This window comes from Rhizobium sp. 9140, from assembly GCF_900067135.1.
In the GTDB taxonomy this organism is placed as follows: domain Bacteria; phylum Pseudomonadota; class Alphaproteobacteria; order Rhizobiales; family Rhizobiaceae; genus Ferranicluibacter.
Map to the genome: position 1 here is coordinate 582,995 of NZ_FJUR01000001.1, position 15,046 is coordinate 598,040.

16 protein-coding genes and 1 tRNA gene are annotated in these 15,046 nt (G+C 63.7%); 15 read left to right on the forward strand and 2 right to left on the reverse strand.

Features of this window, described 5'->3' with window-relative positions:
* Window positions 1-20: 20 nt before the first annotated feature.
* Entirely contained in the window at window positions 21-398 is a 378-nt protein-coding gene (locus tag GA0004734_RS02665; protein WP_092930964.1) for a CidA/LrgA family protein, read from the reverse strand.
* A 164-nt stretch (window positions 399-562) separates the two neighbouring features.
* Here GA0004734_RS02665 and GA0004734_RS02670 point away from each other — a divergent pair, with 164 nt between their 5' ends.
* The 3 genes from GA0004734_RS02670 (at window position 563) to ispG (ending at window position 4,048) form a co-directional block, all read left to right on the forward strand.
* The gene (locus GA0004734_RS02670; protein WP_175386194.1) at window positions 563-1,342 is read left to right on the forward strand and encodes a DeoR/GlpR family DNA-binding transcription regulator; all 780 of its coding nucleotides are present in this window, start codon (window positions 563-565) and stop codon (window positions 1,340-1,342) included.
* A 113-nt stretch (window positions 1,343-1,455) separates the two neighbouring features.
* Window positions 1,456-2,616, forward strand: coding sequence for an MFS transporter (locus GA0004734_RS02675; RefSeq protein WP_245292469.1), 1,161 nt, complete (start codon window positions 1,456-1,458; stop codon window positions 2,614-2,616).
* Between the two features lie 178 nt (window positions 2,617-2,794).
* Window positions 2,795-4,048 carry a flavodoxin-dependent (E)-4-hydroxy-3-methylbut-2-enyl-diphosphate synthase gene (gene ispG / locus GA0004734_RS02680; protein WP_092930970.1) on the forward strand — a complete coding sequence of 418 codons (1,254 nt, stop codon included), beginning with the start codon at window positions 2,795-2,797 and terminating at the stop codon, window positions 4,046-4,048.
* 166 nt (window positions 4,049-4,214) lie between these two features.
* On the opposite strand, the gene GA0004734_RS02685 is transcribed toward ispG, so the two are convergent.
* Window positions 4,215-4,304 (reverse strand) — tRNA-Ser (locus GA0004734_RS02685).
* 318 nt (window positions 4,305-4,622) lie between these two features.
* On the opposite strand from GA0004734_RS02685, the gene rplU reads away from it, so the two are divergent.
* The 12 genes from rplU to GA0004734_RS02745 all read left to right on the forward strand — a co-directional run bounded on the left by rplU (window position 4,623) and on the right by GA0004734_RS02745 (window position 14,897).
* On the forward strand, window positions 4,623-4,940 hold the full coding sequence (gene rplU, locus GA0004734_RS02690) for a 50S ribosomal protein L21 (RefSeq protein ID WP_092930972.1): 318 nt from the start codon (window positions 4,623-4,625) through the stop codon (window positions 4,938-4,940).
* A 30-nt stretch (window positions 4,941-4,970) separates the two neighbouring features.
* Window positions 4,971-5,240 carry a 50S ribosomal protein L27 gene (gene rpmA / locus GA0004734_RS02695; RefSeq protein WP_062477551.1) on the forward strand — a complete coding sequence of 90 codons (270 nt, stop codon included), beginning with the start codon at window positions 4,971-4,973 and terminating at the stop codon, window positions 5,238-5,240.
* 125 nt (window positions 5,241-5,365) lie between these two features.
* Window positions 5,366-5,998 carry a GNAT family N-acetyltransferase gene (locus tag GA0004734_RS02700; RefSeq protein ID WP_092930974.1) on the forward strand — a complete coding sequence of 211 codons (633 nt, stop codon included), beginning with the start codon at window positions 5,366-5,368 and terminating at the stop codon, window positions 5,996-5,998.
* 38 nt (window positions 5,999-6,036) lie between these two features.
* A complete protein-coding gene (locus GA0004734_RS02705) occupies window positions 6,037-6,606 on the forward strand; it encodes a GNAT family N-acetyltransferase (protein ID WP_245292470.1) in 570 nt (189 codons plus the stop codon).
* Between the two features lie 121 nt (window positions 6,607-6,727).
* Complete coding sequence (gene obgE / locus GA0004734_RS02710) at window positions 6,728-7,738, forward strand: GTPase ObgE (protein ID WP_092935813.1); 1,011 nt, start codon at window positions 6,728-6,730, stop codon at window positions 7,736-7,738.
* A complete protein-coding gene (proB, locus tag GA0004734_RS02715; protein ID WP_092930978.1) occupies window positions 7,738-8,928 on the forward strand; it encodes a glutamate 5-kinase in 1,191 nt (396 codons plus the stop codon). The genes obgE and proB overlap by 1 nt, the downstream gene beginning before the upstream one ends.
* Entirely contained in the window at window positions 8,921-10,201 is a 1,281-nt protein-coding gene (locus GA0004734_RS02720; protein WP_092930980.1) for a glutamate-5-semialdehyde dehydrogenase, read from the forward strand. Before proB ends, GA0004734_RS02720 begins: the two co-directional genes overlap by 8 nt.
* Before the next feature lie 39 nt (window positions 10,202-10,240).
* Entirely contained in the window at window positions 10,241-10,834 is a 594-nt protein-coding gene (locus tag GA0004734_RS02725; protein ID WP_092935815.1) for a nicotinate-nucleotide adenylyltransferase, read from the forward strand.
* A gap of 100 nt (window positions 10,835-10,934) precedes the next feature.
* Complete coding sequence (gene rsfS, locus GA0004734_RS02730; protein ID WP_092930983.1) at window positions 10,935-11,381, forward strand: ribosome silencing factor; 447 nt, start codon at window positions 10,935-10,937, stop codon at window positions 11,379-11,381.
* A 149-nt stretch (window positions 11,382-11,530) separates the two neighbouring features.
* The gene (gene rlmH, locus GA0004734_RS02735; RefSeq protein ID WP_092930985.1) at window positions 11,531-12,013 is read left to right on the forward strand and encodes a 23S rRNA (pseudouridine(1915)-N(3))-methyltransferase RlmH; all 483 of its coding nucleotides are present in this window, start codon (window positions 11,531-11,533) and stop codon (window positions 12,011-12,013) included.
* A 132-nt stretch (window positions 12,014-12,145) separates the two neighbouring features.
* Window positions 12,146-13,585, forward strand: a complete 1,440-nt coding sequence (locus tag GA0004734_RS02740; RefSeq protein ID WP_092930987.1) for a murein hydrolase activator EnvC family protein — start codon at window positions 12,146-12,148, stop codon at window positions 13,583-13,585.
* Window positions 13,575-14,897: a S41 family peptidase gene (locus GA0004734_RS02745; RefSeq protein ID WP_092930989.1), complete on the forward strand. Its 1,323-nt coding sequence runs from the start codon at window positions 13,575-13,577 to the stop codon at window positions 14,895-14,897. Before GA0004734_RS02740 ends, GA0004734_RS02745 begins: the two co-directional genes overlap by 11 nt.
* Window positions 14,898-15,046 lie beyond the last annotated feature (149 nt).

The window sequence follows — 15,046 nt, forward strand, 5'->3', positions numbered from 1 at the left end:
ACCCAGGTTGGACATCTCGGTCATGGCTTGCGCCTCCACCGTTGTTCCAGATGCTTGGCCAGAGTGAACGCCCAGACGGTCACGACGAGCGTGACGACCGTGGAAACGAGAATGGCGACGAGGATCGGCAGGCCCATGGATATCACGAGATCGAGGTGCTGGATGATGCCGACCCCGGCCGGCACGAAGAGGATGCCGAGATTGGCGAGCAAACTGTCGGCGACCTTGCCGGTGGATTTTTCCATGGCAGCAGCAGCGGATAAGCGTCGGGTCGCAAGCAGAAAGAGCGCGAGCAGCGCAAGCCCGATCACAGGTCCCGGAACCTGGCCGCCGCTCGCATAGGAAAGGGTCTCCCCTACGAGCTGGAAGCCGAGCAGCCACGTGATGCCCTGGATCATGCTGGGTGTCTCCTGTCGATGTTGGAGATGCGTCTCGTGTCGAGAGATGCCTTGTGAACCCCTCTTTTGCAAAGGGTCAAGCCCGGCAGATAGAATTCCCTTTGCACCTCGATCGAAATTGTTTATGCACGTTCTTACCGATTCATGCATGATTGAGAGTGAAAATGGCAAGCGACCTGCTGTCGCGCGAGAGACAGGATGCGATCCGGGCCGAGCTCCGCCAGTCAGGCCGGGTGCTCGCCGGCGATCTCGCGCGCGCGTTCAAGGTCTCGGAAGACACGATCCGGCGCGATCTACGCGAGATGGCGGCAGCAGGCTTTTGCGAACGCGTTTATGGCGGCGCGCTGGCATTGCCCGCCGAGCAGCCCTTCTCGGTACGAACCGGAATCTCGCGCGGTCGCAAGCAGGTGCTGGCCGCAGCGGCCGTCTCCTGCCTCAAGGAGGGGATGACGGTGTTCGTCGATGCCGGATCGACCAATCTCGCCATCGTCCAGGCGCTTCCCCCCGGGCTCTCCCTCACGCTTGCGACCAACATGCCGGCCATCGCCATGGCAGCGCTGGAACACCCGGGGATCGAGGTCATCGCCATCGGCGGGCGGATAGACCGTCATGTCGGTGCGGCGATCGGCGCGCAGGCGGAGCGGGATCTGGAGATGTTGCGGCCCGACCTCTGCATTCTCGGCACCTGCGGCCTTGATGCCAAAGCCGGCCTGACGGGGCTCGTCTATGACGACGTCGCCTTCAAGAAGATCGCCGCCGCACGCGCAGGCTCGGTCCTCGTCGCCTGCACCAGCGACAAGCTGGAAACGGTACACCCCTTCGTCATCGCCGGTCTCAGCGACCGGATGACGCTGACGCTCGAGGCGGACGCACCAGACGCCATCGCGACCGGGCTGAAGGAAGCAGGCGCGACAATCCTGCGGGCCGAGCCGGTCGCGGGCTGATCCGCACACACACAAAGACGACATGATCCGGTCGCAGGGCCGGGAGGAGACAGATGATGGACCACCAAACGACCACAGGAGCACCGGACGGGCCAGCGCAAGCAGCAGCGGAGATGGCGCCACGGGGTTACATGCCGAGGATCAGGCTTGCCGTGTCGCTGCTGTTCCTCATGAACGGCTTCATGATGGGCAGCTGGGCGCTGAAAATTCCGGTACTGAAAGATCGGCTCGGCATCAGCGAGGGCATGCTCGGCCTCTTGATCCTCACCTTCGGCATCGGCTCTCTGCTGATGATGCCGGTGGCGGGCGGGCTGATCTCGCGGCTCGGCTCGCGGCAGATCTCGAACCTGATGGCCGCCTGTCTGACGCCCATTCTGCTCCTGCTCAGCCTCGTGCCGGGCCTGCCTGTCACCTTCGTCGTCCTCTTCCTGCTCGGCGGCTTCATCGGCGCCATGGACGTGGCGATGAACGCCAATGCGGTGGCCGTGGAGAAACGCATGCGGCGGGCGATCATGTCGTCCTGCCACGCTTATTGGAGCCTCGGTGCGCTGTTCGGTGCAGCGCTCGGCGGCCCGGTGCTCGCCCATTTCGGCGAGGTCACGCATGCCGTGCTGGTTACGATCACCGGCCTTGCGATCCTTGCAGTCGCCTGGCCCATGGTGATGGCGGATCACCCGCATCCCGAGGCCGAAAAGGAAAAGCTGGCCTTGCCGCGCTCGGCCCTTCCCTGGCTGATCGGCATCGTCGCCCTGTTTTCGATGATCCCCGAAGGATCGGTCATCGACTGGAGCGCGCTCTACATGCGCAACGAACTCGGCGCTTCCGTTGCCTTGTCCGGCTACGGCTTTGCCGCCTTCTCCGCCACCATGGCCATTATGCGCTTTGCCGGCGATCATGTCCGCGATCGGTTCGGCGCGGTGAGGACGCTGCGCGTCTGCACGCTGCTCGCTCTCCTCGGTCTGGTGACGGCCGGGCTTGCACCCAGCCCAACTGTCGCGATCATCGGCTTTGCCGTCGCCGGCATCGGGATCTCCAACATGGTGCCGATCGCGTTTTCGGCGGCTGGCAACCTGCCGGGGCTCGCGCCGGGCATCGGCCTCTCTGTCGTCACCTTCATGGGCTATTCCGGCATCTTGGTTGCCCCGTCGCTCATCGGCTTCATTGCCGAGCATGTCGGCTTCTCCCTCGTCTTCACGACCATCCCCCTGCTCTTCCTCGTCGTCCTCCTGCTGTCGGGCCATGCGGTTCATGCGGACACGGCAAAGAACGGATAGGATGAGAGCCAAATGCCAGGCGACGGACACGCGTCATGAATTCGCCGCCAAAACCTGCTGGAGCACGGGTGCTGCCGGGTGCGCCTTTTCGACCTGGAAGGTGCGGCGTCAGTTGACAGCGCATCGATCCTCCTGCACCTCAGGGGCGCCGATCGACCGGGAATGCACGAGGCCCACCATGTCCATGTCCTTTGCCTTCGAACCTCAGCCACGCCGCGAAACGATTGCCGTGGATGTCGGAGGCGTGCTCGTCGGTGGCGGCGCTCCCGTCGTCGTGCAGTCGATGACCAACACCGACACAGCCGACGTGGATGCGACGGTGGCGCAAGTCGCAGCTCTTCACCGTGCCGGCTCCGAACTCGTGCGCATCACGGTTGATCGCGACGAGAGTGCAGCGGCCGTGCCGCGCATCCGAGAGCGGCTGGAGCGCCTCGGCCTCGACGTGCCGCTGATCGGCGACTTCCATTACATCGGACACAAGCTGCTCGCCGATCACCCGGCCTGCGCGGAGGCGCTGGCCAAGTACCGGATCAACCCCGGCAATGTCGGCTTCAAGGAAAAGAAGGACCGGCAGTTCGGCGCGATCATCGAGCGGGCCATCCAGTACGACAAGCCCGTGCGCATCGGGGTAAACTGGGGATCGCTCGATCAGGAACTGCTGACGCGCCTGATGAACGATAACCAGGAGAAGGGCTTTCCACTGACCGCGCAGCAGGTGATGCGCGAAACCATCGTCCAGTCGGCGCTGATTTCGGCCGAGCTTGCCGAGGAGATCGGCCTGCCGCGCAACCGGATCATCCTGTCGGCCAAGGTTTCCAACGTCCAGGATCTCATCCCGACCTATGCCATGCTTTCGGTTCGCACAAACCATGCCCTCCATCTCGGCCTGACGGAAGCCGGCATGGGCTCCAAGGGCATCGTCGCCTCCTCCGCCTCGCTCGGCATTCTCATGCAGCAGGGCATCGGCGATACCATCCGCATCTCGCTGACACCGGAGCCCGGCGGCGACCGCACCCGCGAGGTGCAGGTGGCGCAGGAGCTGCTACAGGTCATGGGCTTCCGCCAGTTCATTCCCGTCGTTGCCGCCTGTCCGGGCTGCGGCCGCACCACATCCACGGTGTTTCAGGAACTGGCACAGAAGATTGAGGACGATATCCGCCGCAACATGCCGGTCTGGCGCGAAAAATATCCCGGCGTCGAAGGCCTGAAGGTCGCGGTCATGGGCTGCATCGTCAACGGCCCCGGCGAAAGCAAGCACGCCGACATCGGCATCTCCCTCCCCGGAACCGGCGAACTGCCAGCCGCCCCCGTCTACATCGACGGCAAAAAAGCCCTCACGATCCGCGGCACCAACATCGCCGGCGATTTCGAAACCCTGGTCGGCGAGTACATCGAAAAACGCTTCGGCCACGGCCAGGCGGCGGCTGAATAGGCCGATGCTGCTGGTGGAGAACAGCGAGAATCATGCACGCGCGTGATCCGAATGACGACACGCACTCCAGCGAAGCTCGCGCATTTGGAATGCACGTCATGGACGAGGCTGATTTTCTACAAACCACCCGATGAGCACGAGACTGTGAGACTCGATGAGGGGATGATGGCGGAGAGGGTGGGATTTGAACCCACGATGCCCTTGCAGGCATGCCGCATTTCGAGTGCGGTGCATTCGACCACTCTGCCACCTCTCCGCGGGGTCAGACGGCGCTCTGGGAGCGCGACGCGGTTCATAGCGGCAGTTCGGGGGGATGGCAAGAGGGGGAAAGGCCTGAATTTGAGGGATTTCAGGGGTTTTATCTTGACAGTTTTCTAAAGCTCGCGTAACGGGCGCATCTGAAGTGGTGCGAATTCCGTCATGGGGTTGCGGTGCCGCATCAGACCGAATGTCCGAAAGGATGTTCGTTTCGTGGGCCGGGGAGAACCTTCCCTTGGCCATTCCGACTGATAAAAAGACGGCCGTTCTCTTCGTTTGAGGAGGCAGAGCCGGACCGAACAGACAAGGACAAGACATGTTCGCAGTCATTAAGACCGGCGGTAAACAGTACCGCGTAGCCGCAAACGACGTCATCACCATCGAAAAGCTGGATGGCGCCGAAGGCGACAAGATTGAATTCACCGAGATCCTGATGGTCGGCGTCGGCGCCGACGCCACGATCGGCCTTCCCTTCGTCGAAGGCGCTATCGTCAGCGCAGAAGTCGTCAGCCATGGTCGCGCCAAGAAGGTTATCGCCTTCAAGAAGCGCCGTCGCCAGAACTCCAAGCGCACGCGCGGCCATCGCCAGCACCAGACGACTGTCCGTATTCTGGACATCGCAGGCGCCAAGTAAGATCGATCGAAGGTTTAAAGGAGAAGACCCATGGCACACAAAAAAGCTGGCGGTTCGTCGCGTAACGGTCGCGATTCGGAATCCAAGCGCCTTGGCGTGAAGAAGTTCGGCGGCGAAGCCGTCATTCCAGGCAACATCATCCTGCGCCAGCGCGGGACGAAGTGGCATCCGGGCGCCAATGTCGGCCTCGGCAAGGACCACACCATTTTCTCGCTGACGACAGGCAACGTGGACTTCCGCACGAAGGCCAATGGCCGCGTGTACGTCTCGGTGATGCCGAAAGCAGAAGCAGCGGAATAAGCCGGTAGCGCTCTAAAACAGCCGGCGTCTCATCGACCCGGCTGGCCGTTTCAGGTTCAGATCACGACAAAAGGGGAGATGGGGCAAGACCCAGCTCCCCTTTTTTCACGTCTGGAGGACGAGACATGCAGAGCGAATTGTTACGGGAGGACCGGTTCAGGTCTCCCGAGGAGCGGCCGAGGCCGCAACGGTCAAGGACCGATTGCCCGATATTATTATCTCCGAGGCTGGTGCTGCGGGCACCCCACGAAGACGATATCGACGCCCTTGCCCATCTTGCCAACAACGCCAACATCGCCACCATGGTTTCGCGCATGCCGCATCCCTACACGGTGGCGGATGCCGCGGATTTCGTGCGACGCACGAATGCCGGCACGATTGGCAAGTGCGTCTACGCCATCACCAAAGCGGACACGGGCGCATTTCTCGGGTGCTGCGGCGTCGAGCCGCATGAGGATGGGCGCACAGCCGAGCTAGGCTACTGGTTGGGAGAGCCCCACTGGAACAAGGGCTATGCGACGGAAGCAGCCCAGGCGCTGATCGACATGGCATTCCGAACGCGTGACATCGCGCAGCTGGATGCACGCTGCCGCGTGATGAACGTCGCCTCGCGGCGGGTCATCCAGAAGTGCGGCTTCCAGTACCAGGGCGGTGGAATGGTCGGGAGCCTCGCGCTCGGTGGCATGGTGCCGGTCGAATGGTTCCGACTGGACCGCAAGACCTGGATCTCGCTCAGAAGCTGGGGAGGCGGACGATGACGCTCGACCTCGACATGCCGGCACGGCACAGGCCCGAGATGTCAGGCTCCATGAGCCGGACAACGGGAAACCTGCCGCCCTGCCCGGTCATCCGAACACCGCGTCTGACCTTGCGGCCGCATGTTCTCTCCGATGCGGAGGCGATCACCGCCTCGCTGTGCGACTTCGATGTCGCCCGCATGCTCCTGCGCGTGCCCCAGCCCTATCATCCGGGTGACGCGCGGGATTGGCTGGAGACGGAGGCGAATGGCGACACTGCCTGGAACGCCGCCATCACCGGGAAGGGCGGCGCTCATATCGGCGTGGTCTCGATCGAGAGGCAGCGGAACGCCTGGCACCTCGGCTATTGGCTGAACCGGCAGGCCTGGGGCCGCAGCATCATGAGCGAAGCCGCATGGGCGCTCATCGATGCGTTCTTCCGGGAACGGCCGGACAGCACTGTGCGTTCCGGCGTTTTTGCCGACAACACGGCCTCGCTGAAGGTTCAGGCAAAGCTCGGCTTCACCATCTCGGGCATTTCGGATGTCTATGTCCCGGCGCGAGGCGCGACGGTGAACCGGATCGAGACGCATCTGACGCGGGATGCTTTTACGCCCGCACGATCATGACGCTGCGGGCGGCTTCAGTCATCAAGGCTGGAGCCGCCCGCATGAAGGATTTCTTTGACCTGTCCGGGCCACGCCTATATCGATGGCGGCATTTCCGGCAGTAACCACGAACGGCACGACGATGAAATTTCTTGATGAGGCCAAGGTCTATATCCGCTCCGGCGACGGGGGTGCCGGCGCGGTATCCTTCCGGCGCGAGAAGTTCATCGAGTTCGGCGGGCCGGACGGCGGCGATGGCGGCCGTGGCGGCGATGTCTGGGTGGAGGCCGTCAACGGCCTGAACACGCTCATCGATTTCCGCTTCCAGCAGCATTTCAAGGCCGGCACCGGTATCCACGGCATGGGCCGCAACCGCACGGGCGCTGGCGGCGATCACGTGACGCTGAAAGTGCCGGTCGGCACGCAGATCTTCGAGGAGGACGGCGAAACCCTGATCATTGACATGATCACCGAAGGGCAGCGCTTCCGCATCGCGGCGGGCGGCAATGGCGGCTTCGGCAATGCGCACTTCAAGTCCGCCACCAACCAGGCGCCGAGCTGGGCCAATCCCGGGCTAGAGGGTGAGGAAAAAACCATCTGGCTGCGGCTGAAGCTGATCGCCGATGCCGGGCTGGTCGGCCTGCCGAACGCCGGCAAATCGACGTTCCTCGCCACCTGCACGCGCGCTCGGCCGAAAATCGCGAATTACCCCTTCACCACGCTGCACCCGAATCTGGGCGTCGCCACCATCGATGGACGCGAATTCATTCTGGCCGATATTCCCGGCCTGATCGAAGGCGCGCATGAAGGTGTCGGCCTTGGCGACCGCTTCCTCGGCCACGTCGAGCGCACGCGTGTCCTCCTACATCTTGTCTCCGGGCAGGAAGAGGATGTGGCCAAGGCCTACAAGACGGTAAAACACGAGCTGGAAGCCTATGGCGGCGAGCTGACGGACAAGCCGGAAATCGTGGCGCTGTCGCAGGTCGATACGCTCGATCCGGCAGAACTCAAGAAGAAACAGAAGGCCTTGGCGAAGGCTTGCGGCACGACGCCGTTCCTGCTTTCGGCCATCGTCGGCACTGGCATGACGGAAACGCTGCGCGCTCTGCGCGACATCATCGTCACCGCCCAGACGGCGGGGAGCGACGACTGATGCGCGCTGCCCGCAAGCCCCTTTCGACCTATCGCCGGATCGTCATCAAGATCGGATCGGCCCTGCTGGTCGATCGGGCAAGCGGGCTGAAGACGGCATGGCTCGATGCCATCTGCGCCGACATTGCCGCCCTGAAGGCAAAGGGCGTCGATGTTCTCGTGGTGTCCTCCGGCGCCATTGCACTCGGCCGCTCTGTGCTGAAGCTGCCGGCCGGCGCCCTCAAGCTCGAGGAAAGCCAGGCGGCGGCCGCCGTCGGGCAGATCGCGCTCGCACGCGCCTGGTCGGAGAGCCTGTCGCGGGATGCCATCATCGCCGGGCAGGTGCTGCTGACGCTCGGAGATACGGAAGAGCGCCGCCGTTACCTCAATGCGCGCGCGACCATGAAGCAGCTCCTGAAAATGGGTGCCATTCCCATCATCAACGAGAACGACACGGTCGCGACGAGCGAGATCCGCTACGGCGACAATGACCGTCTGGCGGCGCGCGTCGCCACGATGATCGGCGCCGATCTGCTGATTCTCCTCTCCGATATCGATGGCCTGTACACGGCGCCGCCGCATCTCGATCCGCAGGCGCAGTTCCTCGAGATTATCCCGTCGATTACGCCCGAGATCGAGGCGATGGCCGGCGGGGCGGCATCGGAGCTGTCGCGCGGCGGCATGCGCACGAAGATCGACGCGGGCAAGATGGCGACAGGCGCGGGCTGCGCCATGATCATCGCCTCGGGCAAGGTGGACCACCCCTTGAGCGCGCTTGGCGAAGGCGCCCGCTCTTCGTGGTTTGCGCCCTCCACCACGCCGGTCACCGCGCGCAAGACCTGGATTGCCGGGCAATTGCTGCCCTCCGGCAGTCTCTCCATCGATGCCGGCGCCGAAACGGCCTTACGCTCCGGCAAGAGCCTGTTGCCGGCCGGCGTGCGTGACGTCACCGGCTCCTTCAGTCGCGGCGATACGATCGCGATCCTGAGTGCGAACGGGCGTGAGATCGCCCGCGGCCTTGCCGGCTACGATGCCGATGAGACGCGGCAGATCGCGGGACGGAAATCGGGAGAGATCGCGGATATTCTCGGCTATGCCGGGCGTGCCGCCATGGTGCATCGCGACGATCTGGTGATGACCGGGGCGACGCAGGAGCCCATGTCTCGGGAACCCGTGACCGAGGAAACGGAGAGGAGCGACATCCATGCTTGACGATCCCCGCAAGCGCGAAATCCAGGACCTGATGGCGACCATCGGCCGGCAGGCGAAGGCGTCGGCCCGGCCGCTCGCCATGGCCTCGCCGGAGCGGAAGACCGCCGCCCTCATGGCCATGGCGGAGGCGATCGTGAAGCGGACCGCGGAAATCCTGGCCGCCAACGTGCTGGATCTGGAAAACGCCCGGGAAACCGGCGTTGCCGCCTCGTTCATCGACCGGCTGACCCTCAGCGAAGCGCGGATCGCAGACATGGCGAGCGCCATCCGCGATATCGCCGCTCTGCCGGATCCGGTTGGCGATGTCATGGCGGAGTGGGACAGGCCGAACGGCCTTCGCATCCAGCGCGTTCGCACGCCGCTCGGCGTCATCGGCGTCATCTACGAGAGCCGGCCGAACGTGACGGCGGATGCGGGTGCGCTCTGCCTCAAGGCTGGCAATCCGGTGATCCTGCGCGGCGGCTCCGATAGCCTCAATTCCTCGCAGGCAATCCATGCCTGCCTGCTCGAAGGCCTGGCTGCGGCCGGCCTCCCCGAACATGCGATCCAGATGGTTCCCGTTGCCGATCGCGCCGCTGTTGGGGCCATGCTGACCGGGTTGAACGGCACGATCGACGTCATCGTTCCCCGCGGCGGCAAGAGCCTCGTCGCCCGCGTGCAGAACGAGGCCCGCGTTCCCGTGTTTGCCCATCTCGAAGGCCTCTGCCACGTCTATGTCGATGCTTCGGCCGATCTGGACATGGCACGCGCCATCATCGTCAATGCGAAGATGCGACGCACCGGCGTCTGCGGATCGGCGGAAACCCTGCTGATCGACAAGGTCGGCGCGGGGCGCTTCGTCGAGCCGCTGATCACGGCTCTGCAGGCTGCCGGATGCGAGGTGCGCGGCGACGACGCGGTTCGTGCCATAGTTCCGGGTCTCATCGCTGCCACAGAGGAGGACTGGGCAACCGAATATCTCGACGCCATCATCGCCGTGCGGATGGTCGATGGCATTTCCGGGGCCATCGAGCATATCGGCCTCTGGTCGTCGTCCCACACCGAAGCCGTCATTGCCGAGGATCCGCACGTCGTCGGCCGCTTCTTCACCGAGATCGATAGCGCCATTCTCCTGCACAATGCCTCGACCCAGTTCGCCGATGGCGGCGAGTTCGGCATGGGCGGCGAGATCGGCATTTCCACCGGCAAGATGCATGCGCGCGGGCCGGTCGGCGTCGAGCAGCTGACGTCCTTCCAGTATCGCGTGCACGGCACCGGCCAGGTTCGGCCCTAGGTGACGCGAAACGAAGCCGTCGCCGACCGTTATCTCCGGATGCCGCATGTCGAGCCGGGCATGACGGTCGGCCTTTTCGGCGGCTCGTTCAATCCGCCGCATGACGGCCATGTGCTGGTGGCCGACATTGCCCTGCGCCGGCTGCGGCTGGATCAGCTCTGGTGGATGGTGACGCCCGGCAACCCCCTGAAGAGCCGGCGCGAACTGGCCCCGCTTGCCGAACGGATCGCGCTCAGCGAGGCTATCGCCGAAAACCCGCGCATCAAGGTGACCGCCTTCGAGCAGTCGCTCGGACAGAGCTACACGGAGCGGACGCTGGAAAAGATCCGCGCGCGCAACCCGGCCATTCATTTCGTCTGGGTCATGGGCGCGGACAACCTGAAGACGTTCGATCGCTGGCAGCGCTGGCAGGAGATCGCCCGCAGCGTTCCCATTGCCATCGTCGATCGTCCGGGCGCCACGCTTGCCTACCTCTCCTCGAAAATGGCGCAGACCTTCGACTATGCCCGCGTGGACGAGGAGGATGCCGCTCTTCTTGCGCGCAGGCCGGCACCTGCCTGGACATTCCTTCACGGCCCGCGCTCGCCCTTGAGTTCTACCGCGCTGCGGGCGGGCAAGCCTGCGCGAGGCTGACGATCTTTTCGGCTGCGTCTTGAAACCTTAAGGATTTGATGACTACATTTACGAAGCAAGCTGTCCGACAAGCGGCTGCCCGGCGCGAGACGCGTCGAACGTGCATGTTCTGGTCATTGGGAAAGGAAAAACTCTGACAACAGTACACGCCAAGGGAAATGTTACCCGCATCTTCCCGAAAAGCACGGAACGTGGCGACGATGCCGCCGACCGGGCGCTTCAACTGGTTCTCGCAAGCCTCGAGGACTCAAAGGCAGAAGATATTGTCACGATCAACATTGCCGGGAAGTCGGCGCTGGGCGACTACATGGTTGTGGTCTCCGGGCGATCGAGCCGCCATGTTGCAGCGATCTCAGACCATCTGGTATCTGACTTGAAGGATGAAGGCCTGGGCGCTCCCCGGGTGGAAGGCCTTGAGACGGCGGACTGGGTTCTGATTGATGCTGGCGATATCATCATCCACGTGTTCCGTCCCGAAATCCGCGAATTCTACAATATAGAGCGGATGTGGGCGGCACCCGAGATGGATGACGGCACGCGCCATTGATCCTTGATTTCGGGCTTTCGACGGCACCTGCAAGGGATCGTCGAAAGCTTCATCTTGCAGCCTTTGACGGCCCGTTTTCGCTGCGGATCATTCGGCCGACGGCCGACAGTAAACGTCGGCTCACAGAATAGCTGCGCCGGAGGCCAGGGTTGAAAATCGGACTTTTTGCTGTCGGGCGCCTGAAAGCCGGCCCGGAGAAGGATCTCGCGGCGCGCTATCTCGACCGGTTCGCCAAGGCTGGCCCTGCCATCGGCCTTGAAGCCGGCCGGATGACGGAAATCGCCGAGAGCCGCGCCTCCTCCAGCGACACCCGGAAGCGCGAAGAGGGAGCCCAGCTTCTGAAGTCGCTCCCCGACGCGGGTCTTCTCATTCTTCTGGACGAACGTGGCAAACATCTCGACTCCCTCGATTTCGCCAACCTCATCGGCGGTTTTCGCGACCAGGGCAAACGCGACATGACCATCGCCATCGGTGGCGCCGACGGTCTCGACCCCGAGCTGCACGCCCGCGCGGATGCCGTGATCTGCCTCGGACGCCTGACATGGCCGCACCAGCTCGTGCGGATTTTGATCGCCGAGCAGCTCTATCGCGCCGTCACGATTCTTTCGGGCCATCCCTATCATCGCGTCTAATTTCATGATGGCTGCCATCAAGCTTGCGTCATCACGCCGTCCGGCCACGCGCCTGCCGCATTTGTGACAACAGGCTTGAACCTTCACTTCACCCTCAAGCTTCGGGCAAGGCGGACGACGGCAGATGGCGGGATGACCAGACGCGGGCAGACCAGACGCAGGATAGCCGGTGCAGGCGACCGGACGATGCGGCATGGCCGCAGCCTCCGTTGCATTCTCCTCGTTTCCACGGTTCTCATCACGTTTGCGCCGCTCGGTCTTGCGGCCCATGCGCAGGAGGCGGAACGCGGCGATCGACCAGCCGCACCGGAAGATCCCGCTGCCGCCCTCTCGCAGAGGCGCAACAATACCCGCATCGAACTTGAAGCCCTGTCGAAGACGATCAACCTGTCGCAGGAGCGGGCGCTTGCGCTTCAGTCCGAGATCGCCGACATCGAAAAGACCAATGAATCCCTGCGTCAGGCTTTGGTAGAGTCTGCCGGCAAGCGGCAGGCGCTCGAGCAACAGATCGCGGATGGCGAAACGAAGCTTGCCGATCTGCGCGTTCGCGAGGACACCGTGCACCAGTCGCTGAAGGCGCGGCGTGGCGTGCTGGCAGAGGTTCTCGCCGCCCTCCAGCGCATGGGCCGCAACCCGCCGCCTGCCCTCCTCGTCACGCCGGAAGACGCGCTCGGCTCCGTCCGCAGCGCCATCCTGCTCGGCGCCGTCGTGCCGGGCATCCGCCACGAGACGGAAAATCTTGCCGCCGACCTCAAGGCACTGGCCGGCCTGCGCACCCAGATCGTCAATCAGAAGCAGGCGCTCGGCAACGACATGACCGCGCGGCTCGAGGAAGAGCGGCGGATGAACATGTTGGTGGCCGAGAAGGAGAAGCTCAAAGACCGCAACGCCACCGAGCTTGCTGCGGAACGGCGCAAGGCCGAACAGCTGGCCTCGCAGGCAACGAGCTTGCAAGACCTAATCGGCTCGCTCGAAACCGAGATCGGCTCCGTGAGGGCCGCCGCAGACGCGGCACGCGCGGAGGAGGAAGCTCGCGCCCGCCTGTCGGAAGCCGAACGCGAGGCCGCGCGCGAGTTGGCGCGCAACGCGGTGCCCGACAAAAACCGTATTGCCCCGGCATATGAATTTTCCGAGTTGCAGAAGAAACTCGCCTTTCCCGTCGCCGGCTCCGTCCTGCGTCGCTACGGCGAAGACGACGGCACAGGGCATTCCTCGCAAGGCATGATGCTGCGCACCGAAGCCGGCGCGCTGGTCACGGCGCCTGCGGATGGATGGGTCATGTTCGCAGGCGCGTTCCGCAGCTACGGGCAAATGATCATCCTCAACCCGGGCGACGGCTATCTCGTTGTTTTGTCGGGGATGGAGACGGTCACCGTACAGCCGGGCCAGTTCGTCGTCGCGGGCGAACCGCTCGGCCAGATGGGGGCGAAAAGAGTGGCGAGTGCTGCGGCTTTGGCGCTGGAAACAGATCGACCAACGCTTTACATTGAATTCAGAAAAGACGGTAAACCGGTTGATTCTCGACCTTGGTGGACCGCCTCAGATACCGGAAAGGGTCGAAATGATTCGTAGGGCTTCACTAGTTCTGGTCGGGGCGTTGATGGGCGCGACGGCGATGAGCGTCGTCTACTCCGCAGTCGTGCCGGCCGTTGCGGCCAACCCGTCCACCTATCGCGAGCTGTCGATCTTCGGCGATGTCTTTGAGCGCGTCCGCGCCCAGTACGTCACGCCGCCGCAGGACGACAAGCTGATCGAGAACGCCATCAACGGCATGCTCTCCTCGCTCGATCCGCATTCGAGCTACATGAATGCGACCGACGCGGAAGACATGCGCACCCAGACCAAGGGTGAATTCGGCGGCCTCGGCATCGAAGTCACGATGGAAGACGAGCTGGTCAAGGTGACGAGCCCGATCGACGATACGCCCGCCGCAAAGGCCGGTGTTCTCGCCGGCGACTTTATTTCCAAGATCGATGGCCAGGACGTTCGCGGCCTGAAGCTCGAGGAAGCCGTCGACAAGATGCGCGGCGCCGTGGGCAAGCCCATCAAGCTGACCATCCTGCGCAAGGGCGCCGACAAGCCGATCGAACTGACGATCGTGCGCGACGTCATCGCCGTGCGGGCCGTCAAGTCGCGCGTCGAAGGCGATGTGGGCTATGTCCGCGTCATCTCCTTCACGGAGAAGACCTATGACGATCTGAAGAACGCGATCGAGAAGATCAAGAAGGATGTGCCGGCCGACAAGCTGAAGGGCTATGTTCTCGACCTGCGTCTCAACCCGGGTGGCCTGCTCGACCAGGCGATCAACGTCTCCGACGCCTTCCTTGAGCGCGGCGAAGTCGTTTCCACCCGCGGCCGCAATGCAGACGAGACGCGTCGCTTCAACGCGACGCCGGGTGACCTGACGGACGGCAAGCCAGTCGTCGTGCTCGTCAATGGCGGCTCGGCTTCGGCATCCGAAATCGTTGCCGGCGCCCTGCAGGACCTCAAGCGCGCTACCGTTCTCGGCACGCGGTCCTTCGGCAAGGGCTCCGTCCAGACGATCATCCCGCTCGGCGAAGCCGGTGCGCTTCGCCTGACGACGGCGCTCTATTACACGCCGTCCGGCAAGTCGATCCAGGGCACCGGCATCTCGCCGGACATCAAGGTCGATCAGCCGCTGCCGCCGGAACTTCTCGGCAAGGTCGAAAACACCAGCGAATCCAGCCTGCGCGGCCATATCCAGGGCCAGAACGAAACGCAGGAGGGCTCCGGCTCGGTTGCCTACGTTCCGCCGGAACCCAAGGACGACATACAGCTGAACTATGCGCTGGACCTGCTGCGCGGAAAGAAGAGCGACCCGAGCTTTCCGGCCAACCCGCAGAAGGCCGAACTCGCACCGTAAAGGTCGAGGGACCATCGCTATCGCTTCAAACGCCGTCCGGTCCCCCCTGGGCGGCGTTTTTGCGTGTAAGGCGTCGGTGACGCGCAAGCTTCAGTGGGTAATAAGGTCGGCAGAGCCGATGGCAGATGACTGTGCTACCACGGGCTCGC